The organism is Acidovorax sp. FW305-C-20-28, assembly GCF_058783375.1.
In genome coordinates, this window is record NZ_JBYSYM010000007.1 from 192,674 (window position 1) to 217,371 (window position 24,698).

The following is a 24,698-nucleotide window of genomic DNA, read 5'->3' on the forward strand; positions in this document are numbered from 1 at the left end:
AATAGGGTCAGGCCGTGGCGGGTTGGATGCCGCGCCGTGCGCTGCGAAACCGCTTGCCGTACTCGATCATGGGCTGCTCCACGGCGTAGTACAGGGCCGTGGCCAGCAACAGCGTAGCGACGACGACGACGGCATGTGCGCCGGCGCCAGACCATTTCAGGTGGACGTAGACCACCAACATGACCTTGGCATGCACCAGGTACAGCGAGTACGAGATCTTGCCGATGTAGCGCGACAGCACATCCTGCAGCGGCGGCAGCTTGAGGAACAGCAGGAAGATGCAGCCCAGGCCCACGGCCGCCAGCGGCTGCGGTGCAAGCCCCAGGACCACCTGCCATTGCGACCACAGCACGATCAGCACCAGCGCCACAGGCCACAGGATGCTGCTGGAGATGCGGCGCAGCACCGGCTCGTAGCGGTAGATCACCGTGCCCAGCACGAAGAAGTACAGGTAGCCCACGATGTTCGACTTGATCAAGGCATGCTGCAGCAAGGGCGAAAACTCGATCCCGGCGTTGTGCGCCTGGGCTGTGTACAGGAAGTCGAGCACACCGGTGTTGGCCGTCTTGATCCAGGCGATGGACAGCAGCGTGGACAGCAGCAGCACCACCAGCCAGAAATGCCGCCAGCGCAGGCGGTGGGCGACCAGGGCCAGCACCAGCACGATGGCATACCAGAACAGCTCCACCGTGAGCGTCCAGCCCACGTGCACGCGGTCGAAATACAGGCTGCTGCGCACCGACAGCTGCTGCAGGTTCAGCAGGTTGAGCAGGACATGCGGGTAGCCGTCTGCCAGCAGGGCCCGAAAGCCCGGCTGCAGCACCGCCTCGATCAGCATGATGCCCACCAGCGCAACCCAGTACACCGGGAAGATGCGGAAGAACCGGGCCTTGGCATAGTCGCCCAGGCTGTTGCGCTCGGCGCTCTGGATGATGAGGTAGCCCGAGATCAGGAAGAACAGCTGCACGCCGATGCCGCCACCATCGGGGCCGAACAGCGGCACGGGGATGCCCGAGTACGCGGAGAAGTGGTGCAGCGCCACCGAGAGGATGGCCATGGCGCGCAGGATGTCGATGTTGTTGTCGTGCTCGACCGACGAGAAGCGCTGCGTGATGTCTGAAATTTTCATGAGAAGGCAGATCCGCCCATGGGGGCGGGGGCGCCCCGGGCCGGGGCGTCCATTGCAAGGCCCGGATCAGTCCGGGGTGAACAGGCGCTCGAATTTCGCGCGGTCGGCACTGAGCTCGAAGGTCACCACCTGGCCCATCTTCATGTCCGACAGCCGGCAGGCCGCGAACAGGGTGGTCTTGCCGGCCAGTTCCATGATGTCCAGGTCGATGATCGCATAAGGGTAGGGCACGAAGACCTCGTGCGCAAAGACGTCCTTGGTGCGGTTGCGCGGCGAGGGGTAGAGCTTGTACTTGTCGGTGGTGATGGTTTGTGTAGCCATATCAGGAGGGGGTACAGTTCTCTGGATCCTACAGACAAACATTTCCTTTAGAAAAAAACAGATCCATGGCAAAACCCAAAAGTGAATGGCCCGCCAAGGTACTGGCCTTGGTCCAATCAGGCAACCACCCTGCGGCCGTTGCGCAGATCAAAGTGGCACCCACCGTGTCCGACATCACGCGTTTGCAGGCCCTGGTGGCCAAGCTGCCGCGCTCGCCGGCCATCGTCCAGCTGGAAAAAGTGCTGGAGGAGGAGCGCGCCCTGCTGGCCGCTCCCCGCCTGCACCGCGCACCATGACCTTCCGCAGCCCCTCCAGCGTTTCCATCCAGACGGCGGACTTCGACCTGTCCGCCGAAGTGGCGGCGCTGCGCCATGAAGACCGGCGTGTGGGCGCGGTCTGCGCCTTCGTGGGCACGGTGCGCGACCGCAACGATGGCGACGACGTGGCCTCGCTCGAGCTCGAGCACTACCCGGGCATGACCGAGAAATCCATCGAAGCCATGGTGGAGGTCGCGTTTGCGCGCTTTGACCTCTATGGGGCGCGGGTGATCCACCGTGTGGGCCTGCTGGCACCGCTCGACCAGATCGTGCTGGTGGCCGTGACCAGCGCCCACCGGGGCCAGAGCTTTCAGGCCTGCGAATTCCTCATGGACTACCTCAAGACCCAGGCGCCGTTCTGGAAGAAGGAGGTCACCCCCGCCGGCGCCCGCTGGGTGGACGCACGCGTGAGCGACGATGCGGCCCTGGCCCGCTGGGGGATCACCGCCAGCAACGGCTGAGAATGTAAGCACCGGTAAATTCCGTTCTGCAGGCCGCGAAGGCCCCGGGATGCTTGAAATGCACGCCGAAAGTCCCCATGTGTGACGCAATTCGGAGGACATTTCACCCATGCGTCTCGACAAATTCACCACCAAGTTCCAGGAAGCCCTGGGCGACGCCCAGAGCCTGGCGCTGGGCAGCGACAACGCCTACATCGAGCCCGTGCACGTGCTCGTGGCCATGCTGCGCCAGGAAGACGGCCCGCGCGCGCTGCTGCAGCGTGCCGGCGTCAACGTGCAGGGGCTGCTGGCGGCTGCGGAAGGCGCCGTCAAGCGCCTGCCCACGGTGCACGGCCAGGACCAGGTGCAGGGCGGGCCCGAGCTCGGCCGCGTGCTGCAGGCCACCGAGAAAGAAGCCATCAAGCGCGGTGACCAGTTCATCGCGAGCGAGCTGTTCCTGCTGGCCTTGATCGACAGCAAGGGCGAGGCCGCCACGATTGCCAAGGACAACGGCCTCACGCGCAAGAGCCTGGAGGCGGCCATCGACGCCGTGCGCGGCGGCCAGAAGATGGACAGCGCCGAGGCCGAGGGCCAGCGCGGCGCCCTGGCCAAGTACTGCCTGGACCTGACCGAGCGCGCGCGCATCGGCAAGCTCGACCCCGTGATCGGTCGCGACGACGAAATCCGCCGCGCCATCCAGGTGCTGCAGCGCCGCACCAAGAACAACCCCGTGCTCATCGGCGAGCCCGGCGTGGGCAAGACCGCCATTGTGGAAGGCCTGGCCCAGCGCATCGTGGCCGGCGAGGTGCCCGAGTCGCTCAAGGGCAAGCGCGTGCTCAGCCTGGACATGGCGGCCCTGCTGGCCGGTGCCAAGTACCGCGGCGAGTTCGAGGAGCGCCTGAAGGCCGTGCTCAATGAGCTGGCCAAGGACGAGGGCCAGACCATCGTCTTCATCGACGAGCTGCACACCATGGTGGGCGCAGGCAAGGGCGAGGGCGCCATGGATGCGGGCAACATGCTCAAGCCGGCCCTGGCGCGCGGCGAGCTGCACTGCGTGGGCGCCACCACGCTCGACGAATACCGCAAGTACATCGAGAAGGATGCCGCGCTGGAGCGCCGCTTCCAGAAGATCCTCGTGGGCGAGCCGACGGTGGAGGCGACCATCGCCATCCTGCGCGGCCTGCAGGAAAAATACGAGGTGCACCACGGCGTGGACATCACCGACCCGGCCATCGTGGCCGCGGCCGAGCTCTCGCACCGCTACATCACCGACCGCTTCCTGCCCGACAAGGCCATCGACCTGATCGATGAGGCGGCGTCCAAGATCAAGATCGAGATGGACTCCAAGCCCGAGGTCATGGACCGGCTCGACCGCCGCCTGATCCAGTTGCAGATCGAGCGCGAGGCCGTGCGCCGCGAGAAGGACGAGTCCTCGCTCAAGCGCTTCGGCCTGATCGAGGAAGAGATCGAGCGCCTGCAAAAGGAGATCGCCGACTACGACGAGATCTGGCAGTCTGAGAAGGCCCAGGCCCAGGGCAGCGCGCATGTGCGCGAAGCCATCGACAAGCTCAAGTTCCAGGTCGAGGAGTTCACCCGCAAGGGCGACTTCAACAAGGTGGCCGAGCTGCAGTACGGCAAGCTGCCCGAGCTCGAACGCCAGCTCAAGGAAGCCCAGGCCAAGGAAGACGGCAAGGACGGTGTGGCCAGCGCGCCGCGCCTGCTGCGCACGCAGGTCGGCGCCGAAGAGATCGCCGAGGTGGTGAGCCGCGCCACGGGCATCCCCGTGGCCAAGATGATGCAGGGCGAGAAGGACAAGCTCTTGCAGATGGAAGCCAAGCTGCACGAGCGCGTGGTAGGCCAGGAAGAGGCGATTGCGGCCGTGGCCAATGCCATCCGCCGCTCGCGTTCCGGCCTGTCCGATCCCAACCGCCCCACGGGCTCCTTCCTGTTCCTGGGCCCCACGGGCGTGGGCAAGACCGAGCTGTGCAAGGCGCTGGCGGGCTTTTTGTTCGACAGCGAAGACCACCTGATCCGCATCGACATGAGCGAGTTCATGGAAAAGCATTCCGTGGCCCGCCTGATCGGCGCGCCGCCCGGCTACGTGGGCTATGAAGAAGGCGGTTACCTGACCGAGGCCGTGCGCCGCAAGCCCTACAGCGTGCTGCTGCTCGACGAGGTGGAAAAGGCCCACCCCGATGTGTTCAACGTGCTGCTGCAGGTGCTGGACGATGGCCGCCTGACCGATGGCCAGGGCCGTACCGTGGACTTCAAGAACACGGTGATCGTGATGACCAGCAACATCGGCTCGCACCTGATCCAGGCCATGGTGGGGCAGGACTCGGACGACATCAAGGAAGCGGTCTGGGGGGAACTCAAGAACCATTTCCGGCCCGAATTCTTGAACCGCATCGACGAGACGGTGGTCTTCCATGCGCTGGATGCGAAGAACATCGAGGCCATCGCGCGCATCCAGCTGCAGTTGCTCGAAGCGCGCCTGGCCAAGATGGACCTGCAGCTGCAGATCTCGGGCCCGGCGCTCGAAGAGCTGGCCAAGGTGGGCTTCGATCCGGTGTTCGGTGCCCGTCCGCTCAAGAGGGCCATCCAGCAGCGGATAGAAAATCCGCTGTCCAAGCTGTTGCTGGAGGGCCGGTTCCCGCCCAAGAGCGTGATCCCGGTGACGGTGGACCCGGTGCAGGACCCGGGGGTGTTCCAGTTCGGCGGGGCCACCGAGCCCGCCTGATGCGGAAAGAAAAGGGCGGCCACGGCCGCCCTTCATTGAAAGGAAAGGTGTCGTTTGAACGATCTTGTTTCGGGTTTGGTGCGCTTTGCGCTGCGTGCCCTGGTGCTGGCCATGGGGCTGGTGGTGTTCCTGAGCCTGCTGGCGGCGGCCGCTGTGCTGGGCCTGGTGTGGGCCCTGCGCGCTGTCTGGGCCCGGCTCACGGGCCGGCCCATGAGCCCCTGGGTCATGCGGATCGATCCACGCACGGGATTCAACGCCGCCATGCGCTCCCGGGCGCAATGGGGGAGCGCACGCCAGCACGATGGCGCTGCCGAGCCGGCCGCGCCATCGCGGCGCGGCGGGGTGCTGCCCGGGGCCGTCGAGGTGACCGACGTGGAGCCGCGCGAGCTGCGCTGAGGATGCCTGCAAGAGGGCTCGGCATGCCCCTCTAGAGGTGCCGGCATGGACCTTTTGCGGGAATCGGGCGCTCTATCATGCGTGCCATGACTCCTGCCGATATCCACGCCCTTTTCGAAACCCAGCGGCAGGCCAGCCGCACGCAGGTCGAGGTACCGCTGCTCGTACGCCGTGAGCGCCTGCTGCGCATGCGCAAGCTGCTCGATGAGAACGGCGCCGTGCTGGCGGCAGCCGTGCAGGCCGATTTCGGCATGCGCTCGCCCCGGCTCACCGAGGTGGCTGATTTCTTCGTGCTGCGCACCTTGCTGTCGCACACCCTCTCGCACCTGTCGCGCTGGATGAAGCCACAGAAGGTGCGCACGCCGATCTACCTGCAACCGGCCAGCGCCCACATCCAGCGCCAGCCCCTGGGCGTGGTGGGCGTGGTCTCGCCCTGGAACTACCCGGTTCAGCTGGCCCTGGCGCCGGCCATCACGGCGCTGGCTGCGGGCAACCGCGTGATGCTCAAACCCAGCGAACTCACGCCCCACACCTCGGCCCAACTGGCGTTGCTGGTGGCACAGTTCTTTGCACCCGACGAGTTCTGCGTGGTGCAGGGCGATGCCAATCTGGCTGCCCTGTTTGCCTCGCTGCCGTTCGACCACCTGGTGTTCACGGGCTCGACGCCCGTGGGCCGCAAGGTGGCCTTGGCGGCCGCGCAGAACCTCACGCCCACCACGCTGGAACTGGGCGGCAAGTCGCCCTGCATCATCGACGGCCATTGCGACATGCAGGATGCGGCGCTCAAGATCGCCCATGGCAAGCTGCTCAATGCCGGGCAGACCTGCATCGCGCCCGACTATGTGCTGGTGCCGCGCGGGCGCGAGACCGAGTTCGCCAACGCCTACCGCGCAGCCGTGGCGCGCCTGTTCCCCACCATCGAGGGCAACCCGGACTACGCCTCCATCATCACGCCGCGCCACCACGCGCGGCTGCGCACCATGCTGCAGCAGGCGCAGACACAGGGCGCCGAGGTGCAGCCCATCGACCCCACGGCGGGCAAGCCCGCGGTGAACACCGTGGGCACGCTGGGTGACGGTGTGAGCCGCCAGATGCTGCCCACGCTGGTGTTCGGCGTCACCTCGGACATGCAGATCATGCAGGAGGAGATCTTCGGGCCGGTGCTGCCGGTGATCTCGTACGAGCGCCTGGACGATGCCGTGGCCCACATCAATGCGGGCCCGCGTCCGCTGGCGCTGTACTGGTTCGGCCAGAGCGAGGCGGTGCGCGACGATGTGCTGCGCCGCACCGTGAGCGGTGGCGTCACCGTCAATGACACCCTCATGCACATCGCGCACGACAACCTGCCCTTTGGCGGCGTGGGCGACAGTGGCTGGGGCGCCTACCATGGGGAGCAGGGCTTTCTGCGCTTTTGCCACCAGAAGTCGGTGCTGGTGCAGTCGCGCTGGGCCATGGGCTCGCTGTTCTATCCGCCCTACGGGGCGCGTTTCGACCAGGTCATGGGGCTTCTTCGCCGTTGGCTGTTGTAGCCAGGGCATCGGGTGGCGCGGGCACCGTGCCGCTGATCAGTTGCACGATGGCGTCGCGCAGCTGCCCGGTGGACACCGGCTTGTGCAGCAGCAGGGCCGAGGTGGTCTGCGCGTCGCGCAGGCGCTGGGGCGAGGTGTCGCCGGTCATGATGATGGCCGGCACCGGCACGCCCAGGTAGGCGCGCAGGGCCTGCAGCACCTGCTTGCCGGTTTCTTCGTGGCGCAGGCGGAAGTCGGTGATGATCAGGTCGGGCGTGCTGTCCTCGATGTGCTCGAGCGCATCCGCACTGGATTCGGCCGTGGTGCACAGGCAGCCCCAGCTTTGCAGCAGGGCCTGCATGCCCAGGCGCACCGATTCGTCGTCGTCGATGGCCAGCACATGCAGGCCCGTGAGATCGAAATGGTTGAAGGAGGGTGGCGCTTCGTCCTCCAGCGCCCCCTGCCAGGCGTCGAGCCAGAGCCGGAACACCGAGCCCTTGCCGGGGCGCGAGTTGAGCTCCACCGCCGTGCCCATCTCGCGCACCAGGCGCCGCACGATGGCCAGGCCCAGGCCCAGGCCCTTGCGGCGGTCGCGCTCGGGGTTGCCCAGCTGGTGGAACTCCTTGAACACGTTGTCCCACTGGCTGCGCGGGATGCCGGCACCGGTGTCCCAGACTTCCAGGGCAATGCGCCGGCCCCGGCGGCGGCAGGCGATGAGCACGCCGCCGCGTGGCGTGTAGCGCAAGGCGTTGGAGATGAAGTTGTGCATGACCAGCATCACCAGGGAGCGGTCGGCATAGGCGGCGGTCGAGGTCTCGTGCGTGCGGTAGACCAGGCCTGCGTTGTCGGCCTGCACGCCGAACTCCTGCTCCAGGGCCGTGAGCAGGGGCTGCACGGCGAAGGCAGAGGGCCGCACCTTCACGACGCCGGCTTCCAGCCGCGAATAGTCGAGCAGCGTGGTGAGCATTTCCACGGCCGCGCTGGATGCCGCCTGGGCATGGCCCAGCACGGTGATCTGGTGCGGGCTCATGGGGCTGCGCTGCAGGGTTTCCAGGAACAGGCCCATGGCATGCAGTGGCTGGCGCAGGTCGTGACTGGCGGCGGCGAGAAAGCGCGATTTGTCGCGGTCGGCGCGTTCGGCTTCTTCCTGCGCGGCCAGGGCGCGCTGCGATTCGGCGCGCAGTTCGGCCACCAGGCGTTCATTCTCGAGCTTGAGGGCGATGCTGCGGCGCGTGGCCGTGTCGCCCGTGCTGGCCTGCAGGCCGGTGAGCGCGTAGTACACCAGCACCAGGAACAGGGCGGGCCACATGGCGGGGCCGCCGCTCATGGCCACGGCGGCGAAGATGCCCCCCACGGCACAGGTGAGGTAGGTGATGTAGGCCCGGTACAACGGGGCCCCGAGGCCGAGCGCGCCGGAGGAGACGGTGCTGACGATGCCGATGGCGTAGATGACGCTCTCGGGCGTGCCCCAGTACAGCACCACGAAGCCCAGGCTGCCCCAGCTCAGGCCCATGGCGGCCATGCAGGCCATGAGCTTGCGCGCCGAGTGCAGCACCGGGTCGCGCTGCGGCGCCATGCCGCGCAGCGTGGCATACACCCCGATGACCACCAGCGCGTGCGAGACCAGCCAGATGCTCACCACCTGGGTGTCGGCCACGCGCGCCATCACCCACAGCGTGCCCAGGGCCGTGGCCAGGGACGCCAGCAAGGTCATCGGGAAGTTCTGCCGCAGCAGGGTGACCTGCTCGCGCAGGACCTCATCGTGCTCCCAGCGTCTGCGCGCCCAGGGCCAGCGGGGAATCAGTGGCAGGGCTTCAGACAAGGTCATGGAGCGGCGGCATGGACAGGCCCAGGCGCTGGGCCGCCAGCAGCGCGGCGCTGCGGCTGTTCACGCCCAGCTGCGCAAAGATGGCCGCCACATGCACGCGCACCGTGTTCTCGCTCAGGCCCAGGTTGCGCGCAATGACCTTGTTGGGCTTGCCGGTGCACAGCAGCGACAGCACTTCGAGCTGGCGCGCCGTCAGGCTGGGCGCAGAGGGTGCCCGCTGCGTGGCAGCATTGCCGCTGTTCGCTGGAAAACAGGGTTCGCCCGAGAGGGAGACGCTGATCGCCTCCAGAATGTCTTCTCCGCTGGCCGATTTGGGCAGGAAACCATCGGCACCGCGTGAGCGGGCTTCGTGGATGGCATCGGGTGCAATGCTGGCAGATACCAGCACGATGCGTGCATTTGGATAATTTTGGCGCAAAAGGCGCAGGCCATCGAGGCCGCTCATGCCCGGCAGCTGGATGTCCAGCAGCACCAGGTCCACCGGGGCCGGGGGCAGCGCGCAGGCTTCGGCAATGGAGCCGGCTTCGGCAATCGAACCCACGGAGGGGTGGTCCTGGACGATCAGGCGCAGCCCGGTACGGAACAAGGTGTGGTCGTCAATGAGCAACAGGCTGGCAGGCATGCCGTGAGTATTGCGCACAACACCGCGCGAGGGAACTGGCGCGAACTAGTCCATTTGTGCGATGGACGCAGGGGCAGGCCGTTTTTAGACTTTCCTCCATGCAGTGACCCTGGTACCTTACCGAACCAGCGTACTGTGGCGGTTGGCACAGACCAACCTTTTTCCAACGACCAGGGGAACACAACATGGCTGCCAGCGCTCTTTCGAACCCAATGCCTCCATCGCCCGAGCACAAGCCTTCCGCCGGCGTGGGGGTGGGCGGCAATTGCATTGCACAGATCGTGCATGACAACTGCCCGGACCTGCTGGCATCGGCGGGCGTGATCATTGAACACCTGGACGCGCAGGCGGGCAACTGGCAGTTTTCCATCGACAACGGCCTGACCTGGCGCAGCGCCCGCACCGACCTCATCAACCGCCCGGGCTGCATGGGCCTGGCGCTGGATCGCGATGCGCGCCTGCGCGTGCTGCCCTTCAGCGGCCACCGGGTGAGCGGCGTGCGCATCGTGTTCCACACCGTGCAGCGCAGCCACGGCCAGGGCAGCGGCAGCTACCGGGCCTACGCCCCCGACGAGCGGGATGGGGGCTCGCGCAGCGTCACGCTGGTGGTGGGCCTGAATGCGGTCAATGGCATGCCGCCGGAGGTGAAGGTCCCGCGTCCGCGCAACAAGCGCGCGCTGGCCCAGTCGGCCCGCGAGCGTGCCGAGGGTGGGCTCGGAGGCCCGCTGGCCGTGGCCTGACAAGGCTTTTCGAAGCGCATTTTCGGGGCCTGACCGCAGGGGTCTGCGGGCCCGGGTACCCTACCGGCGCAGGGTGAAAAACGGTTTGCGGCGACAATGCCGGTCCTTTCGTTTTTTCACACCCTGTTTTCGTTCGGTTTTTTCATGTCCAGTATCCAGGTTCGTCCCGCTACGCTTCGCGATGCCAAAGCCATCGCCCAGATCCACACCGCCTCTGCCCAGGCGGCCTACAAGGGGCTGGTGCCAGACGAGCAATTGAAGTCCATGTCCTCCGTCGACAAGCGCCAGGCCTACTGGCGCGAAGCCATCGAATATTGCGAGCCCCAGGTGCAGGTGGCCATCGATGGCGAGAAGATCGTCGGTTTTGTCGGCTACGACCGCTCGCGCGATGAGAAGTCCCGCCCCACCACGGGCGAAATCTGGGCCATCTATGCGGCCCCCACCCACTGGAACCAAGGCGTCGGCCTGGCCCTGTGGGATGCGGCCCGTGACGGCCTCCAGGAAGAAGGCTGCACCAATGTCACCGCCTGGGTGCCGCTGCGCAATGAGCGCGCCCTGCGCTTCCATGAGCTCGCAGGCTTCAAGCAGGAGCTCTCGACCGCCAAGACCAATGTGATCGGCGGCGTCAAGATCGAGGAAGTGCGCCTGAAGCGCCCGATCACCAACTGATCCCACCCATGATCGCGTGGAACCACCTGGGCCAGGCCCACAGTGCCCGGTGGCGCTCCGAGAGCGGCGCCCCGGCCCCGCGCCGGGTGGTGACCGCCGACGACACCCTGTCTGCCGACACCGCCTACCGCCTGGCCTGCGAGGGCACGGGCCTGCTCTGGCAAGGCGACTTCCAGAACGCCCGCATGCTGCTGCAGGCGCTGATGCGCCGCGTGGAGCGCAAACCGCGCAAGGCGGCGGCCAAGGCGGCCGAGAAGGCCGCTGCGGCCACGCCGGCGCAGCTGTTCCACCTGCACCGGCAGGCGCAGGCGCAGCGGGCCCGGGTGCTCTCGTCGATCCTGATTCCCCTGGAGGGGGATTACGGCATCGACCTGCGCCGCGCGCCGGATTGGCGCCAGGCCTGTACCGAGGCCTGGGGGCCTGCCGACGGCGAGGCCTCGGTGGCCACGCTGCGCGAGCTGCTGGGACTGGTGGGGGCCTTCGAATGGCGCAAGAAGGGCGTGGACGTGCCCGCGCTCGGCGCAGGGGCGCACAACCGCATCCACCCGCACTACGGCGTGTTCTCGCCCGTGCGCGGCGAGTATGTGGACCTGGTGGCCGACACCTCGCTGCCTTCGACCACGCTGGCGTTCGACATCGGCGTGGGCACGGGCGTACTGTCCGCGGTGCTGGTGCGCCGAGGCGTGCAGCGTGTGGTCGCCACCGACCAGGACCCGCGTGCCATGGCCTGCGCGCGCGACAACCTCAAGCGCCTGGGCGTGCTGGGCCAGGTGGAGCTGCTGCAGGCCGACCTGTTTCCACCCGGGCGCGCGCCGCTGGTGGTGTGCAACCCCCCGTGGGTGCCGGCACGCCCGAGTTCCCCCATCGAGCACGCCGTGTACGACGAAGGCAGCCGCATGCTGCGCGGCTTTCTGGCGGGCCTGGCGGCCCACCTGGAGCCGGGCGGCGAGGGCTGGCTGATCCTGTCGGACCTGGCCGAGCACCTGGAGCTGCGTCCGCGCGAGCAACTGCTGGCCTGGATCGCCGAGGGGGGCCTGCGGGTGCTGGGCCGACATGACATGAAGCCGCGCCATGCCAAGGCCATGGAGGCCGGAGATGCCCTGCACGCTGCGCGCATGGCCGAGGTCACCTCGCTCTGGCGCCTGGCCGCCATCGGCTGAGGGCGCCGGGCCTGGGGCTCAGGACACGGTGTCTGCCGCGTCCCGGGGCAGCAGTTGCTCCATGCGGTCGCGGATGGTCTGGGCGCGCTCGGGCCCGGCCATCTGGGCCACTTCCTCCAGCAAGGCTTCGCCCACATCGAGCATGCTGGCGCGGTCGCGCGCACTGCGCAGTGCCTCGTGGAACTGCCGGGCCAGGGCCGGGTCGCGGCGGGCGAACATGCGCTCGCAGATATCGAACAGGTACATGCGGGTGCCGGCCAGCGAACGCAGTGCGTCGCTGGGGTCTTGCGGCTGGCTGGCGGCCAGCGGCGCCTGGGGTGCCGCTGGTGCGGCGCTGGGCAGGGCTGCCGGCGCCGGGGCGGCCGCAGCCGGTGCATCGGGCAGCACGGCCGGGCCGGTGAGGTAGCCCTGGCGCATGAGGTTGTCCACGATCTGCGCGCCGATGCCGTTGTACATGGCCTGCAGGTCCGACAGCGACTTGCCGTCGGCCAGCAGCAGCAGTGAGCGCTCACGCAGGCTCAGCGTGCGGACGCCGGGGGAAAGTTCCAGGCGGGCTTTGTCGGTTTTTTGGAGCAGCATGGTGAAGGCGCAGGCGGGCTGGCGGGCACGGGACGGAGCGCCTGCCATTGCAGCACCGGGGTGTGACGCTGTGATGACCCTCTTGCAGGACAATACCGGGTTGCCCCTGCGAGGGGCCTGTGTGATTTCTGCCGAGCGATGACCCTGCTGCTGGCCCCGATGGAGGGGCTTCTTGATTTTGTGCTGCGCGACGTGCTCACCCGGGTGGGTGGGGTGGACCGCTGCGTGTCCGAATTCATCCGCATCACCGGGACGCTGCTGCCGGACAAGGTGTTTCTGCGCTACATCCCCGAGCTGCGCAACGGCAGCCGCACGCTGGCTGGGGTACCGGTGCGCGCCCAGCTGCTGGGCTCCGACCCCGTGAGCATGGCCGAGAACGCGGCGCGCCTGGCTGCGCTGGGGCCGGAGGGGATCGACCTGAACTTCGGCTGCCCGGCCAAGGTGGTGAACCGCCATGGCGGCGGTGCGGCCCTGCTGCAGGAGCCCGAGCGCATTGCCACGGTGGTGGCGGCCGTGCGGCGTGCCGTGCCGGCGCACCTGCCGGTCTCGGCCAAGATGCGCCTGGGATTCAATGACACGGGGCTGATGCGTGAATGCGCGCAGGCCATGGAGGCGGGCGGCGCCTGTGAACTGGTGGTGCATGCCCGCACCAAGGCCGATGGCTACCGGCCGCCTGCGTACTGGGAGCAGATCCCGGCCATCCGCGCGGCGGTGGCGTTGCCCGTGGTGGCCAATGGCGAGATCTGGACGGTGGCCGATGCGCTGCGCTGCCGCGAGGTGTCGGGTTGCGATGCCCTGATGCTGGGGCGGGGCATGGTGGCCGATCCAGGCCTTGCACGGGCCATCCGGACGGCGGACGCGGGGCGGCCGGGCTCGGACCCTGTGCAATGGTCCGATCTCTTGCCCCATATCGCGGCCTTTTGGCAACTGGTCTGCGATGACCTGGAGCCGCGCCAACGCGCCGGCCGCCTCAAGCAGTGGCTGAACCTGATGCGCCGGCGTTTCCCCGAGGGCGAGGCCGCCTACCAGCATGTGCGCACCATGACGGACCAACGGGCCATCAGTACCTGGGTGGCGGCCCTGCAGGAGGGCCAGGCCACTAAAGCAGATGGTCCGGTGCCAGCGGGCCAATCAACTGCAGCAACAGCCTGAGCGGTGCACTGGCATCGGGCTCGGTGGTGCTGTCCGGCAGGCCGCTGCCCTGGGGTGCATGCCACAGCAGCCAGTTGCCCGGTTGCTGCAGTTCCACGCGCCAGGCCAACTCGCCCAGGGCGGGTTCCAGCCGGGTGGTGATGCGGCGCGCCAGGTCGGTGCTGCGGATCAGCAGGGCGATCTCGGTGTTCTGCTTTTGCGAGCGCATGTCCAGGTTCATGGAGCCAATGGCGACCAGGCGGCCGTCCATCACCAGCACCTTGGAATGCAGCATGGCGCGCGAGCCGCCCACGGAGCCGGTGGGCGAGTTGTCACTGCCCCCCGAAGAGCCGCCGGGCAGGCCCAGGGCCGTGCCCAGGCCGGTGAGTTCGCTGCGCATTTCGTAGATCTCGACCCCCATGGCCAGCAGGTCGGGCCGGTGCCGGGCATAGCCGGCATGGGCAATCGGGGCGTCGTTGGAGGCCAGCGAGTTGGTGAGCACCCGCACGCGAACACCGCGTTCGCGCGCCTGGGCAAAGGCCCGCTTCATGTCGGGGCCGGGCACGAAGTAGGGCGACACGATGAGCAGCTCGCGCCGGGCCTGGGCCATCAGGTGCAGCAGGCCGTCGACCACGGTGTCGCCACTGCCGCTGTCGTCCAGGTCCGTGGAGGGGAGGACCGTGCGGGGGGAGGGGGCTGCCGGGGCCGGCACGCCCGGTGCGATGCGTGCCGCCTGCCGGGCGTTGGACTGCGGTGGGGCGCTTGCGCCGGGCGGGTCGGAAGGGCCGGTGAGCGCGGGTGCTCCTTCGGCAGGGATCTTGGCGGGCTGGTCCACCAGCACCACGGCGGGGGCCCAGACGAAGGCGGCGCTGTCCAGGTCCATGGGCTGGTAGTCCCAGATGCGGCTGCGCTGGGCGGCCGTGCGGTCGGCCGCTTCCTGGCCCGGGGGCGGCCCGTCAGCGGGCGCCTGCGGTTCGCCGAGCGCTACCTTGCGCTCCTGCTCGGCGGCGTCGGCCGCTTCGTACTGGCTGCGCATGGTGTCGAGCTCTTCGCGCGTGACCAGCGATTGCACGGGGTAGGCGCGCTGGTTGTTCCAGTAGTGGTCGAAGCTGCGCGACAGGTCCTGCACGATGGGGCCGGCGGCGAGCACGTCCAGATCGACGAAGTTGCCGGCGTCGGCGGTGCCGAAGTACGCGTCGCCCAGGTTGCGCCCGCCGGTGACGCCCATGGCGTTGTCGGCGATGAAGAGCTTGTTGTGCATGCGCTGCTGGGCCCGCGAGAAATCGGTGAGGGCACCGAACATGCGGCCCAGCGTGGAGCTGCGCGCGCCGGTCAGCGGGTTGAACATGCGCATCTCGATGTTGGGCACAAAGGCCAGGCGCATGACCTGCGCATCGCGCCCGGCGCTGTGGAAGTCGTCGAGCAGCACCCGCACCCGCACCCCGCGCCCGGCGGCAGACACCACGCTCTTGAGCAGGCGCTCGGTGCTGGCGTCGGCATGGATGGCGTAGTACTGCAGGTCCAGCGTCTTCTGCGCGGCCTCCACCAGCGCCAGGCGGCTGCTGTAGGCCGCCTGGGGACCACCCAGCAGCAGAAAGCCGGAGGGTGCCCGGGCGCCTGCGGCCTGGCGGTGGGTCTCCACCAATTGCCCCAGCGGCGTGCCGGCAGGTGAGGCGAGGGCGGTGGATTCGGGCCGGGCCACATCCTGGGGCAGGCCCGCACACCCGGTGAACAGCGCCACGGCGAGCACGGTGACCAGGGCCATCCAGCCGTGGCGGGCGGTGGCGGCGAGGTCTTTGGCGGCAGTGGAGGCAGGCATGGGGCGGGTCAAGCGTCTGGACACTGCGCAAGGTATAGCCTGCCGCCCCGGCGCGCGCTGTCGGACGGCGCGCCGAAACGTAACGCCGTGTGAACGGCGTCACCATCCGGCCGCTTACCAGCTGACTTCGCGGTCCGGTGTGGCGCTGATCTTGTGGATGGAGAGGTCGGCGCCGTCGAATTCCTCTTCCTGCGATAGCCGCAGGCCCACGGTGGCCTTGAGGGCTGCGTAGACGACGAAGCCGCCCAGCGCGGCCCAGACGACGCCCAGGGTGGTGCCGATCAGCTGCGCCGAGAAAGCCACCCCGCCCAGGCCGCCCAGGGCCTTGCTGCCGAAAATACCGGCGGCCAGGCCGCCCCAGGTGCCGCACAGGCCGTGCAAGGGCCAGACGCCCAGCACGTCATCGATCTTCCACTTGTTCTGGGTCAGCGTGAACAGCAGCACGAAGATGGTGCCCGCAATGGCGCCCGTGACCAGGGCGCCCAGCGGGTGCATGAGGTCGGAGCCCGCGCACACGGCCACCAGGCCCGCCAGGGGGCCGTTGTGCACGAAGCCCGGGTCGTTCTTGCCCAGCACCAGGGCGGCCAAGGTGCCGCCGACCATGGCCATCAGCGAGTTGACGGCGACCAGGCCCGAGAGCTTGTCCACGGTTTGCGCGCTCATCACATTGAAGCCGAACCAGCCCACCACCAGGATCCACGCTCCCAGGGCCAGGAACGGGATGTTCGAGGGCGGGTGGGCCGAGATGGCACCGTCCTTGCGGTAGCGGTTGGCGCGCGAACCGAGCAGTACCACGGCGGGCAGGGCGATCCAGCCGCCCACCGCATGCACCACGACCGAGCCGGCAAAGTCATGGAACTCCTCGCCCGTGAGCGACTTGATCCAGGCCTGCACCCCGAAATGCTGGTTCCAGGCAATGCCCTCGAAGAAGGGGTAGACAAAGCCCACGATGATGGCCGTGGCGATCAGCTGCGGCCAGAACTTGGCGCGCTCGGCAATGCCCCCGGAAATGATGGCCGGAATGGCTGCCGCGAAGGTCAGCAGAAAGAAGAACTTGACCAGCGAGTAGCCGCTTTGCTGCACCAGGGTGTCGGCGCCCACAAAGAAATGCGTGCCATAGGCCACGCTGTAGCCCACGGCGAAGTACACCACCGTGGACACGGAGAAGTCCACGAGGATCTTGACCAGGGCATTCACCTGGTTCTTCTTGCGGACCGTGCCCAGCTCCAGAAAGGCGAACCCGGCATGCATGGCCAGCACCATGATTGCCCCGAGCAGAATGAACAAGGCGTCCGTGCCCTGTTTGAGTGCTTCCATACCATCTCCACGCGATTGTTTGATCTGTTTTGGTGCGTTTCACTGCGTTCCGCAATGAGTGCACCAATTTCAAGCAAAAAATGCGCCAGCATGTGGCATGGCTCACCGAGGTGGTGCTGTGCTGTTTTGGTGCGTTGCTCCGGCGGTCGGTTGCGGAGCAGGATGGACGGGGGTCAGAAGCGATCGCGCCCCTGTACCCGCGCCACGATGCGCAGATCGGGCCCGATCCGCTCCACGGAGGTGTATTCCAGGTCGGTCCCTTGTGCCAGGTTCTGCAGCGGGGCTGTCTGGGCGATGCCCAGGCCTGGTCCGAGCAGCCGAGGGGCTTGGTAGACCAGCATTTCGTCTACCAGCCCTTCGCGCAGGAAGGAGCCGTTGAGTTTGTGGCCCGCCTCCACATGCAGCTCATTGACGCTGCGCTGGCCCAGGTCCTTGAGCATGGCGCCCAGGTCCACCTTGCCTTGGGGATTGGACAGGCGGATCACCGTGGCGCCTTGGCCCTCCAGGGCCGCTTTTTTCGCTGCATCATCGCTCGCGGTGTAGATGAGGCAGGTGCGACCCGGGATGGAGAAGAAACGCGCCTGCAGCGGGGTCTGCAGCTGGCTGTCCACAACCACCAGGTGGGGCTGGCGGGGTGTGGCCACCTCGCGCACGTCCAGCCGTGGGTCGTCATCGAGCACGGTGCCGATGCCCGTGAGCACGGCGCAGGCACGGGCGCGCCAGGCATGGCCATCGGCCCGGGCCGCGGGCGAGGTGATCCACTGGCTCTGCCCGTTGGCAAGCGCCGTGGTGCCGTCCAGCGAGGCCGCGGTCTTCAGGCGCACCCAGGGCGTGCCGCGCACCATGCGGCTGAAGAAGCCGATGTTGAGCTCGCGCGAGCCTTCTGCCCCCGGGCCCACGACCACCTCCACCCCCGCAGCGCGCAGGCGCGCAAAGCCCTGGCCCGCGACCAGGGGGTTGGGGTCGGCCAGCGAGGCCACCACCTTGCCGATGCCGGCGCCGATCAGCGCATCGCAGCAGGGCCCCGTGCGGCCCTGGTGCGAGCAAGGCTCCAGCGTGACGTAGGCCGTTGCACCTTGCAAGGAATTGCCCCGGGCGGCCGCATCGCGCAGGGCCATGACCTCGGCATGCGGCCCGCCGGCCTGCTGGGTGAACCCCTGGCCCAGCACCACCTGGCCATCCGGGCTGGTGATCACGCAGCCGACGCGCGGATTGGGATTGGAAAGAAAAAGCGCCTGAGTGGCTAGCTCAAGCGCTTTCGTGGTGTGCTGTTGTTCCGAAGAGGTCGCCATGGTGGCGTGCATGCTAGCGCATGCGGGGCTGTTCGGAGGGCGTCGGGGTCACTTGTTCCAGCATTCGGCCACGGTGAGTGAGGCGGGGGTAAAGGTTCCCGCCGCCATGCCGCGGGTGCCGGTATTGGTCAACGTCAGGTCGCCGCATTTGTCGGTGGCTTGCGCTGTTCCCGTATCACGTGTGGCTGTCAACGTGAATGTGCTTGCCGTGGAGTTCGTAACAGAAATGGTATAGCGCTTGACGTTGTCATTGAGCCAACTCAGGCTGGGAGGGAGGGGGGCGGCTGCCGTCACGATAGGGTAGGTCCCCGTCGCAGTGGCTGCACGCTCCATGTACTGGGCTGCCTGCAGCAGCCCTGCTCGCGCATCGGCACGGTGCCCGCGCCGGATGTACTCGTTGTAGCTGGGCAGCGCAATCGCCGTGAGAATCCCGACGATCGCCACCACCGTCATCAGCTCGATGAGGGTGAAGCCCCGTTGTCGCGTGGATGTGTTGCGGTTCATTCTGTGCATCGTACAGTCCTTCCGCCCCATTTAGCGGATCTGGCGCCAGCTCGGACGCATGGATTCCTCGGGTGGACCCGCAAGCCTTTCGCCGCCTGGGCTGCCGCCTCCACCGCCGCCTGCACCGCCGCTGGTGCCTTTGGCATTAACGTCGATATTTTCGAACTTGTCCTTTTTGATGATGCTGTGCGGTCCCTTTGCCACTTGAGCCCTGGAGACTGCCTGGTCGGCCGCAGTGTACTTCTTGTCGCCGTTCATATCCACGATCTGGAACGAGGGGCGCTTTCCGTCCATGATGTTGACGAAGGTGCGGTACTGGCGCTCTGCATCCACGGAGGTCGAGTCGCAGCTTTCGACGTTGGGATCCACATTGGAGCCCTTGGCGGGTACCTGCGACCACACCGTCAGCAGGTTGGTGGCGTCGTAGAACTCCAGGGGCTTGAGCAGGCGCTCGCCCACGGCAGGCAGGTCCATGTACCAGCCGTTGTAGTTGCCCCAGGTCTCCAGCTTCAGTTCATCCACGATGTCGACCGTTGCATAGTCGCCACTGACATCGGTGAATTTCTGCTGCGCCAGCTTGGCTGTCGCGATGCCCGTGCCCAGGGCGGCAGGGGCGGGTACGCAGTCGGCGCCATTGGGGCAGCTTCCACCGCCGGGGTGGACCTGCAGGCGCTTGCTTGCTCCGGTGCCGACATAGCGGTACCGGGTGTTGTCCAGCACCGAGTACAGGGACTGCACGTCGACGTTCGATGGGTCGGTGACGTCCACGTTGCGGCCCGTGCCAAAGGCAACCATCATGCCGCCCACGCGCGAAGTCGTCGCTGTAGGGCCGCTGCCGGTTTTCTTGTTGCGGTCGTTGGCACGCACGGTCGGAGCGGTGGAGATCGGCTGGATCTTGGTGCGCGAGGCATTGCCCAGCGCAGCCGGTCCCTGTGCTGTGAACAGCGGGCTACCGCCAAAGGCGACTTTCCAATCGCCGGGGGTGGCGCTGGTCAGGTCGAACTTCCACATATTGCCCAGGTTGTCGCCAGCGTACACCACGTCGATGCGACCGTCGTCATCCAGGTCCACCACGCGTGGCGCGCCCAACCCGTTGTCGTTGGCGTTGCCGGTACCCGCTGCCTGGGTCGTGGTGGGAATGCGCACCAACTCGCGTGCCCCATCCAGGTACTGGATCAGCAGCACCGGACGCTGGTTGGTGCTGTTGTAGCCATTGCCCAGCACCACCGCCCAGCGGTTGTTGTTCATGCGCGTGATCTGCGTGGTGCGCATGCCGTCTGTGTCGCTGCGGACCGGCCGAGAGGTGATGTGGCCGATGTCCTTGTCTTCTTCGACGACCTTTTCGCACATTGTTTTTTCAGCCCCGGTCATGGAGCCGCACACAGGCGCGGCTTCGGTGGAGCCGCGTGTGCGGTCGAGCTTGACCAGAGTCTGTGCATTGCCTTCGGAAAAACCGGGTACTCCGGACGGAGAGGCAGTAGCCGTGGGATTGGTGACATCCAGGGCGAAGTAACCCTTGCCCCCTTGGCCCAAGGTACCGACCAGGTAAGTGCGCCAATCGGGGACAAAGGCGGCATAGGACGGGTCGGACGGATCTTGTACGCCGCCGTTGGCATCGATGTCCCCGGTCATCGGCGAGCCATCGACAAAATAACGGTGCTTGTTGTTGTACTGCGGGTCGGTCAACAGGGTCAGGTTGGGAATCACGCCCCGGGGGACATAGGCCAGTCTCTCCTGGCCGTCGACGGCCGAGAAGCCATGCAGCATGCCATCGTTGCCGCCCACATAAAGCATGGCCGTGCGTGATTTCTCGCTGCGCACGAAATTCGCATAGCCTTTGAGCAGTGAATCCCCTGCTGGTGGGCCGGCGTACCACACATCGGAATTGATGATGTCGCCCTGACGGCTTGCGCGTTCGCGGTAAGGTTTGGCGGTGGTGTATCCGGTGTCGTCGGAGCCTTCCTTGCCGCGCTCACCGCGAATGTATTCAAGTCGGTCCTGGCCTTTGGCGGCGCCCTCGTCGGTGCCGCTGACGTTCTTTTGCAGCCAGACCTTTTGTGCCGTGCTGAGGTTGGCCTCGTCGGATGCCCACTTGAAAGGCACGCCGCCCCGGTACTTGCTGACGTCCCATTTGTCGCTCCAGGTCAGCACAAGGCGCGAGCCGATTGCGGCCAGGGCATCCAGCTTGTCTGCGGTGTTCTTGCCGGACCATCCGGGATCGCTGATGGTCGTGCCGTCGGTCTTCACCCGTTCGGCGGTCACGAAGCCCTTCCAACCGTTGGTGGGCTCATAGGCTGCCGTGTACTTGCCCACTTCACTGCGCGAGACGTTGGAGCCGCTGGTGGCGCTGGCGCTCAGGTCGGGGTCGGTGGCAGTGTTGATCTGGCCGAAGATTTCACGGAAGGCCTTTTCCAGGTCTTCGCCCTTGGTCACGGCGTAGAAGCGGCCTCGGCCGTTCAGGGCCGCATGCCACAGGTCCAGCGAGCGCTTGTTCTCGTTGTCCATGGTGGGCCAGGTCTTGGTGCCCGTCACGAAATCGCGGAAGCTGCCGTCGTATCCGAAGGGCGTTTTTTCCGTGGGGCCGATGATGTCGGCAGCGCCAGGCCAGGTCGTGGACACGTTGCTGAAACCGATGGTGTAAGTCACCATGTGTGGCCAAGTGGCGGGGTTGTAGCGTGGGTTCCAGTAACGCTCCAGGATGGCGTCCTTGTTGGCGCTGTCCTTGCCGAAATTCTCGGTGGCGGGCGCCTTGCGGTAGTCGGCCGCAGGCTGCATGGTGCCAGTCATGCCTGTGGTCTGCATGGGGGTGGCCCAGCTGTAGAAGGCCCAGTCAGCCAGCGTGTTGTTGACGGTATCCCGATAAAGTGCGGACTTGGCACGCTCTGTCGCAGTGGCTCCTCCGTACACATTGCTGTCTGGCAGCGTCAGGCTGGTCGCATTGTCGCGCCTAGCGGTATTGGGAACGTCATAAGCCGTGCCATTCCAGCGGCCGTCCGTCATCATGATGTGGTAAGAGCGGCGGCAGGCCAGGTAGGGGGCTCCTGTTGTGCCAGGGTCGGATGCCCATGCGCTGCTGGTGCCCAGGCTCTGGCGCATGTACTCATCCGCCTGCTTGAACATCGTGTGAGAAGGCGTGCCGTTGGTGGCCTTCAAATTGCTGATGAAGCTGATGAAGTTGTTGCGATGGGTGGTGTTCAGCCGGCGCATGGAGTTGGTCTTCATGGTCGAGCTGTTGACGCTGAGTGCGTCAGGCGAGCCACCGTTGTTCCACATCGCCTGCCACGACAGCCGGATCTTCTTGTCGGGCAAGAGGGTGGTGTCGCGGAAGATACCGCCTGTGCCACCACTGCCGACCATGGTGTACTTCAGAACGTTGATGCGTTTGGCCGTCACGGGCCAGGTGCCATCGGCATTCGGAGTGGTCTGGTTGTTGCTGGTGCTGGCTTCGCTGTCGAGGCGGTATTCCATACTCCCGGAATCGTCAATCGAGATGATGACGTTGGGGGAGACATAGGGTTCGACCGTGCCGGGCGGCGACTGCGCCAGATCCAGGGCCCATGCGCCATGCGGCGCCAGCGCGGCGCTAGCCGCCAGGGCAATGAGGTGTTTGCGAAAACGGGGGGCAGCGGTGCGGTGCATGGCGCGCTCCTTGGTGAGGTTGGGTGGTGAAAAGTTGTGCAAAGACCTGTCAGGCGATGGTCAAAGCATTTCTAGGTAGTTGGGTTGACGGTGTCGCTTCAATTCGGGCGCAGTTGCCGGACATAGGTCTGCTGGATCACCGCCATCGTGTTGGGCTTGCGCCCGTAAGCCAGTGCCGTGATGCGGTAGGCCACGTTGGGCTTGAGGTTCAAGGTCAGAATGTCCAGTTGGCCTGGGTCCACGATCACGCCGGGGCCAACGCCCTTGTCGTAGTTCAGTACTTCAATCCAGTACCAGCCGCCCTGGTTGTTGGGTGTGGCGGCATCCCACTGCAGGATGGGGTTGGCAGGCGATGTCGCGCTGCCACGGGCGGCCCCGGTGTACTGGCCATAGCGCGCGCCGACGTTCGGCTGGGTCATGTCTTCGAGCTTGACCTCGCCAGCCTTCAGACCGGTGGGCACTGGGCTCGTGGCATTGGTGTAATTCCAGAAATCCTGCCGTCCGGTGCGTTTCGTGCACAGGCCCGAGCGGCATTTGGTGGTCTCGGTGTCCAGGTTGGCCAAGAGGGGGTTGACCTCCTGGGGATCCACTGGAATCTTGTAGGCGGTGGCGACCAAGTCGCGGCATGTGGCGGCGGTGCAGGGGGTGCCGTCTGCAAACTCGCGCCGGATATCCAGCTCCGCGTCCTGCAGCAGCGCTTGCGCGGCCTCGAAGGCGCGTTGGTAGTCGGCATCATTGCCCACCACCATCTCGTTGAACAAGGAGGTGCGGGATGCCCAGAGTGCCAGCAGCATGGACAGCAGCACGAAGACGATAACGACAAAGAGTGCCACGCCCCGCTGCCGTGGGCGCGGTGGACGGTGGTTGAAAAGTGGAAGCCTTGGCATGGGAGTTTTTCTCGTCAAGGGTTACATGGAGGTGACCAGCCCTTGGCTGCGCATCTGGAAGACGTTGCGGAACACGCTGTGCATGCGGCGCGCGCGCGCGCCGGTCAGCGTGCTCATGTCCACCACCGTGCCGTTGCAATCGGTGTAGTTGCTGCCGGCGGGCAGGTCGATGGCCTCAACGCCGTAGAGCACCAGGCACACTTCCACGGCCTGCACGCGGCGCCAGTTGGTACCCACGCCCGTGGCATCAACGAAGGCCATCTTGGGGTCGCCAAGCGTGCTCACGGTGTCCTGCATCAGATAGCGCACCTGGAAATTGGCGACGTTCTGGGCGATGGGTTGGGCGGCTGCGCTGTTGCCACTGCACTGCAGCTCACTGCCATTGAGCTGAAAGATGCTCTCCAGACGCTCGTCTGCATTGGCACTGTCAGGGCCTCCGACGCAATTGCGCGCCAGCGTCTGCTCGGCGGCGCTGCTGAACACGGGTTCTGTAAATCGGCGATAGCCCAGGGTCACGGTGGCTGGCGTATTGGTGCCGGTAATCGTGTCCGTACTGGGGTCGAACCCTTTGGCGCTGCCGGAGGCGGGCACGGTGGTCTGGAAACCCACAGGTGAGATATACATGTCCTGCGCAATCTGGGATCTGGGATTCATGTGCAGGCGTATCGAGCCCGCCTGGCGCAGTTGCAGGCCAATGACCCGCATGGCGTAGGCGGCCTGCTGCTGGATACCGCTGGTGTCACTCACCGTGCCAGAAACGCCGCGAGAGACCATGAGTGCACCCATGGCCACGGCGATGGTCAGCAGGCCGATGGTGATGCCCACCATCAATTCGATCAACGTGAATCCACGTTGGGTGCGGGAACGAGTCGGCAGGGGCTTGCGCCGAGTCGGCTCGCGAGCGCAATCTGCAGGGTGATGCGGGGAAAGCATGGTGTGGATGGGCATGTCAAATCCCCGGGCAGTAGAACAAGGTGGAGTTGCCACCGGGGGCGTAGGGTGCGCAGCGAGCGGCAACCGGGATGTATTGCAGATGGCAGGTGTGGTCGGCGGGGCAGACTGCTGCGGCGCCTCCCCCTGCGCTCAATGTGCCATCGTTGGCGCGAACGTTGGTCGCGTCAATTTCGTCTTTGTAGGCTTTCTTTTCGGCGGCATTGGTAATTTCGCGCTCGTTTTCGCGCCACGCAATCATCACTCCCAGTTGGCGTCGCTGCCCGGTAGGGGTGCCACTTGCTGCATCTTCTGCAGGTGGGATGAAGATGCTTGCCTTGCCCAATGGGAGGTTGTCCCGGACGGCCTTCTTCCAGACGCCCAAGTCGTACGTGGCCAACTGGGTGTTGGAGCAACTGGAAGCGCAACTGGTTACCGTGGGTGTTGCTGCAAAGGTCGTGACATAGGCATCAATGTTTGCCAGACCATTGGGGTTGATCTTCATCCGCTCTCCCAGGTCTTCGATCAGGCGGATGGCCTGTGCCCGGCGCAGTGAGGTCGATGTGTCGGTGAGGGTGCGCATCTGGATGCCCAGGATGCCCAGGATGCCCAGGGACATGACGACGATGGCGACCAGGGATTCGATCAGACTGACGCCGCGCTGGGAATCATGGCGGTGGCGTTGGAGGTTGGCGGGGCGCATGGGGAATCCTCTGTGTCCGGGGCGGGT

General features: G+C 66.4%; 22 protein-coding genes. 9 read left to right on the forward strand and 13 right to left on the reverse strand.

Annotated elements, in window-relative coordinates; translation table 11 throughout:
• Positions 1-7 precede the first annotated feature (7 nt).
• Together AC3WOH_RS11040 and AC3WOH_RS11045 are read right to left on the reverse strand one after the other, a co-directional pair.
• Complete coding sequence (locus AC3WOH_RS11040; protein WP_492229387.1) at positions 8-1,129, reverse strand: acyltransferase family protein; 1,122 nt, start codon at positions 1,127-1,129, stop codon at positions 8-10.
• A 66-nt stretch (positions 1,130-1,195) separates the two neighbouring features.
• The gene (locus AC3WOH_RS11045) at positions 1,196-1,450 is read right to left on the reverse strand and encodes a hypothetical protein (protein ID WP_492229388.1); all 255 of its coding nucleotides are present in this window, start codon (positions 1,448-1,450) and stop codon (positions 1,196-1,198) included.
• Positions 1,451-1,515: 65 nt separating this feature from the next.
• On the opposite strand from AC3WOH_RS11045, the gene AC3WOH_RS11050 reads away from it, so the two are divergent.
• The 5 genes from AC3WOH_RS11050 (at position 1,516) to AC3WOH_RS11070 (ending at position 6,872) form a co-directional block, all read left to right on the forward strand.
• Positions 1,516-1,746: a hypothetical protein gene (locus tag AC3WOH_RS11050; RefSeq protein WP_492229389.1), complete on the forward strand. Its 231-nt coding sequence runs from the start codon at positions 1,516-1,518 to the stop codon at positions 1,744-1,746.
• Positions 1,743-2,228, forward strand: a complete 486-nt coding sequence (locus AC3WOH_RS11055; protein WP_492229390.1) for a molybdenum cofactor biosynthesis protein MoaE — start codon at positions 1,743-1,745, stop codon at positions 2,226-2,228. The genes AC3WOH_RS11050 and AC3WOH_RS11055 overlap by 4 nt, the downstream gene beginning before the upstream one ends.
• A gap of 109 nt (positions 2,229-2,337) precedes the next feature.
• Entirely contained in the window at positions 2,338-4,947 is a 2,610-nt protein-coding gene (gene clpB / locus AC3WOH_RS11060) for an ATP-dependent chaperone ClpB (protein ID WP_492229391.1), read from the forward strand.
• Between the two features lie 54 nt (positions 4,948-5,001).
• A complete protein-coding gene (locus AC3WOH_RS11065; protein WP_492229392.1) occupies positions 5,002-5,343 on the forward strand; it encodes a hypothetical protein in 342 nt (113 codons plus the stop codon).
• 86 nt (positions 5,344-5,429) lie between these two features.
• Positions 5,430-6,872 (forward strand): coniferyl aldehyde dehydrogenase, encoded by a 1,443-nt coding sequence (locus tag AC3WOH_RS11070; protein WP_492229393.1) that lies wholly within the window; start codon positions 5,430-5,432, stop codon positions 6,870-6,872.
• Here the strand turns inward: AC3WOH_RS11070 and AC3WOH_RS11075 are convergent.
• Positions 6,841-8,679 carry a hybrid sensor histidine kinase/response regulator gene (locus AC3WOH_RS11075; protein ID WP_492229394.1) on the reverse strand — a complete coding sequence of 613 codons (1,839 nt, stop codon included), beginning with the start codon at positions 8,677-8,679 and terminating at the stop codon, positions 6,841-6,843. The two genes, AC3WOH_RS11070 and AC3WOH_RS11075, sit on opposite strands and share 32 nt — an antisense overlap.
• Entirely contained in the window at positions 8,666-9,301 is a 636-nt protein-coding gene (locus AC3WOH_RS11080; RefSeq protein ID WP_492229395.1) for a response regulator, read from the reverse strand. The genes AC3WOH_RS11075 and AC3WOH_RS11080 overlap by 14 nt, the downstream gene beginning before the upstream one ends.
• Positions 9,302-9,513: 212 nt before the next feature.
• Here AC3WOH_RS11080 and AC3WOH_RS11085 point away from each other — a divergent pair, with 212 nt between their 5' ends.
• The 3 genes from AC3WOH_RS11085 (at position 9,514) to AC3WOH_RS11095 (ending at position 11,870) form a co-directional block, all read left to right on the forward strand.
• On the forward strand, positions 9,514-10,041 hold the full coding sequence (locus AC3WOH_RS11085; protein WP_492229396.1) for a hypothetical protein: 528 nt from the start codon (positions 9,514-9,516) through the stop codon (positions 10,039-10,041).
• Positions 10,042-10,185: 144 nt separating this feature from the next.
• Positions 10,186-10,710 carry a GNAT family N-acetyltransferase gene (locus AC3WOH_RS11090; RefSeq protein WP_492229397.1) on the forward strand — a complete coding sequence of 175 codons (525 nt, stop codon included), beginning with the start codon at positions 10,186-10,188 and terminating at the stop codon, positions 10,708-10,710.
• Between the two features lie 8 nt (positions 10,711-10,718).
• The gene (locus AC3WOH_RS11095; RefSeq protein ID WP_492229399.1) at positions 10,719-11,870 is read left to right on the forward strand and encodes a methyltransferase; all 1,152 of its coding nucleotides are present in this window, start codon (positions 10,719-10,721) and stop codon (positions 11,868-11,870) included.
• Between the two features lie 18 nt (positions 11,871-11,888).
• On the opposite strand, the gene AC3WOH_RS11100 is transcribed toward AC3WOH_RS11095, so the two are convergent.
• Positions 11,889-12,449 (reverse strand): hypothetical protein, encoded by a 561-nt coding sequence (locus AC3WOH_RS11100; protein WP_492229400.1) that lies wholly within the window; start codon positions 12,447-12,449, stop codon positions 11,889-11,891.
• 138 nt (positions 12,450-12,587) lie between these two features.
• On the opposite strand from AC3WOH_RS11100, the gene AC3WOH_RS11105 reads away from it, so the two are divergent.
• A complete protein-coding gene (locus tag AC3WOH_RS11105; RefSeq protein WP_492229401.1) occupies positions 12,588-13,601 on the forward strand; it encodes a tRNA dihydrouridine synthase in 1,014 nt (337 codons plus the stop codon).
• Here the strand turns inward: AC3WOH_RS11105 and AC3WOH_RS11110 are convergent.
• The 8 genes from AC3WOH_RS11110 to pilV form a co-directional block, all read right to left on the reverse strand.
• Entirely contained in the window at positions 13,549-15,399 is a 1,851-nt protein-coding gene (locus tag AC3WOH_RS11110; protein WP_492229402.1) for a phospholipase D family protein, read from the reverse strand. The two genes, AC3WOH_RS11105 and AC3WOH_RS11110, sit on opposite strands and share 53 nt — an antisense overlap.
• A gap of 114 nt (positions 15,400-15,513) precedes the next feature.
• Positions 15,514-16,716, reverse strand: coding sequence for an ammonium transporter (locus tag AC3WOH_RS11115; RefSeq protein ID WP_492229403.1), 1,203 nt, complete (start codon positions 16,714-16,716; stop codon positions 15,514-15,516).
• Between the two features lie 173 nt (positions 16,717-16,889).
• Positions 16,890-18,020 carry a bifunctional diaminohydroxyphosphoribosylaminopyrimidine deaminase/5-amino-6-(5-phosphoribosylamino)uracil reductase RibD gene (gene ribD, locus AC3WOH_RS11120; protein WP_492229404.1) on the reverse strand — a complete coding sequence of 377 codons (1,131 nt, stop codon included), beginning with the start codon at positions 18,018-18,020 and terminating at the stop codon, positions 16,890-16,892.
• A 36-nt stretch (positions 18,021-18,056) separates the two neighbouring features.
• Positions 18,057-18,512 (reverse strand): type IV pilin protein, encoded by a 456-nt coding sequence (locus AC3WOH_RS11125; RefSeq protein WP_492229405.1) that lies wholly within the window; start codon positions 18,510-18,512, stop codon positions 18,057-18,059.
• Between the two features lie 30 nt (positions 18,513-18,542).
• Positions 18,543-22,151 carry a pilus assembly protein gene (locus AC3WOH_RS11130; RefSeq protein ID WP_492229406.1) on the reverse strand — a complete coding sequence of 1,203 codons (3,609 nt, stop codon included), beginning with the start codon at positions 22,149-22,151 and terminating at the stop codon, positions 18,543-18,545.
• A 98-nt stretch (positions 22,152-22,249) separates the two neighbouring features.
• Positions 22,250-23,038 carry a pilus assembly PilX family protein gene (locus AC3WOH_RS11135; protein ID WP_492229407.1) on the reverse strand — a complete coding sequence of 263 codons (789 nt, stop codon included), beginning with the start codon at positions 23,036-23,038 and terminating at the stop codon, positions 22,250-22,252.
• A 21-nt stretch (positions 23,039-23,059) separates the two neighbouring features.
• Positions 23,060-23,971 carry a PilW family protein gene (locus AC3WOH_RS11140; protein ID WP_492229431.1) on the reverse strand — a complete coding sequence of 304 codons (912 nt, stop codon included), beginning with the start codon at positions 23,969-23,971 and terminating at the stop codon, positions 23,060-23,062.
• A 16-nt stretch (positions 23,972-23,987) separates the two neighbouring features.
• Complete coding sequence (gene pilV, locus AC3WOH_RS11145; protein ID WP_492229408.1) at positions 23,988-24,671, reverse strand: type IV pilus modification protein PilV; 684 nt, start codon at positions 24,669-24,671, stop codon at positions 23,988-23,990.
• Positions 24,672-24,698 lie beyond the last annotated feature (27 nt).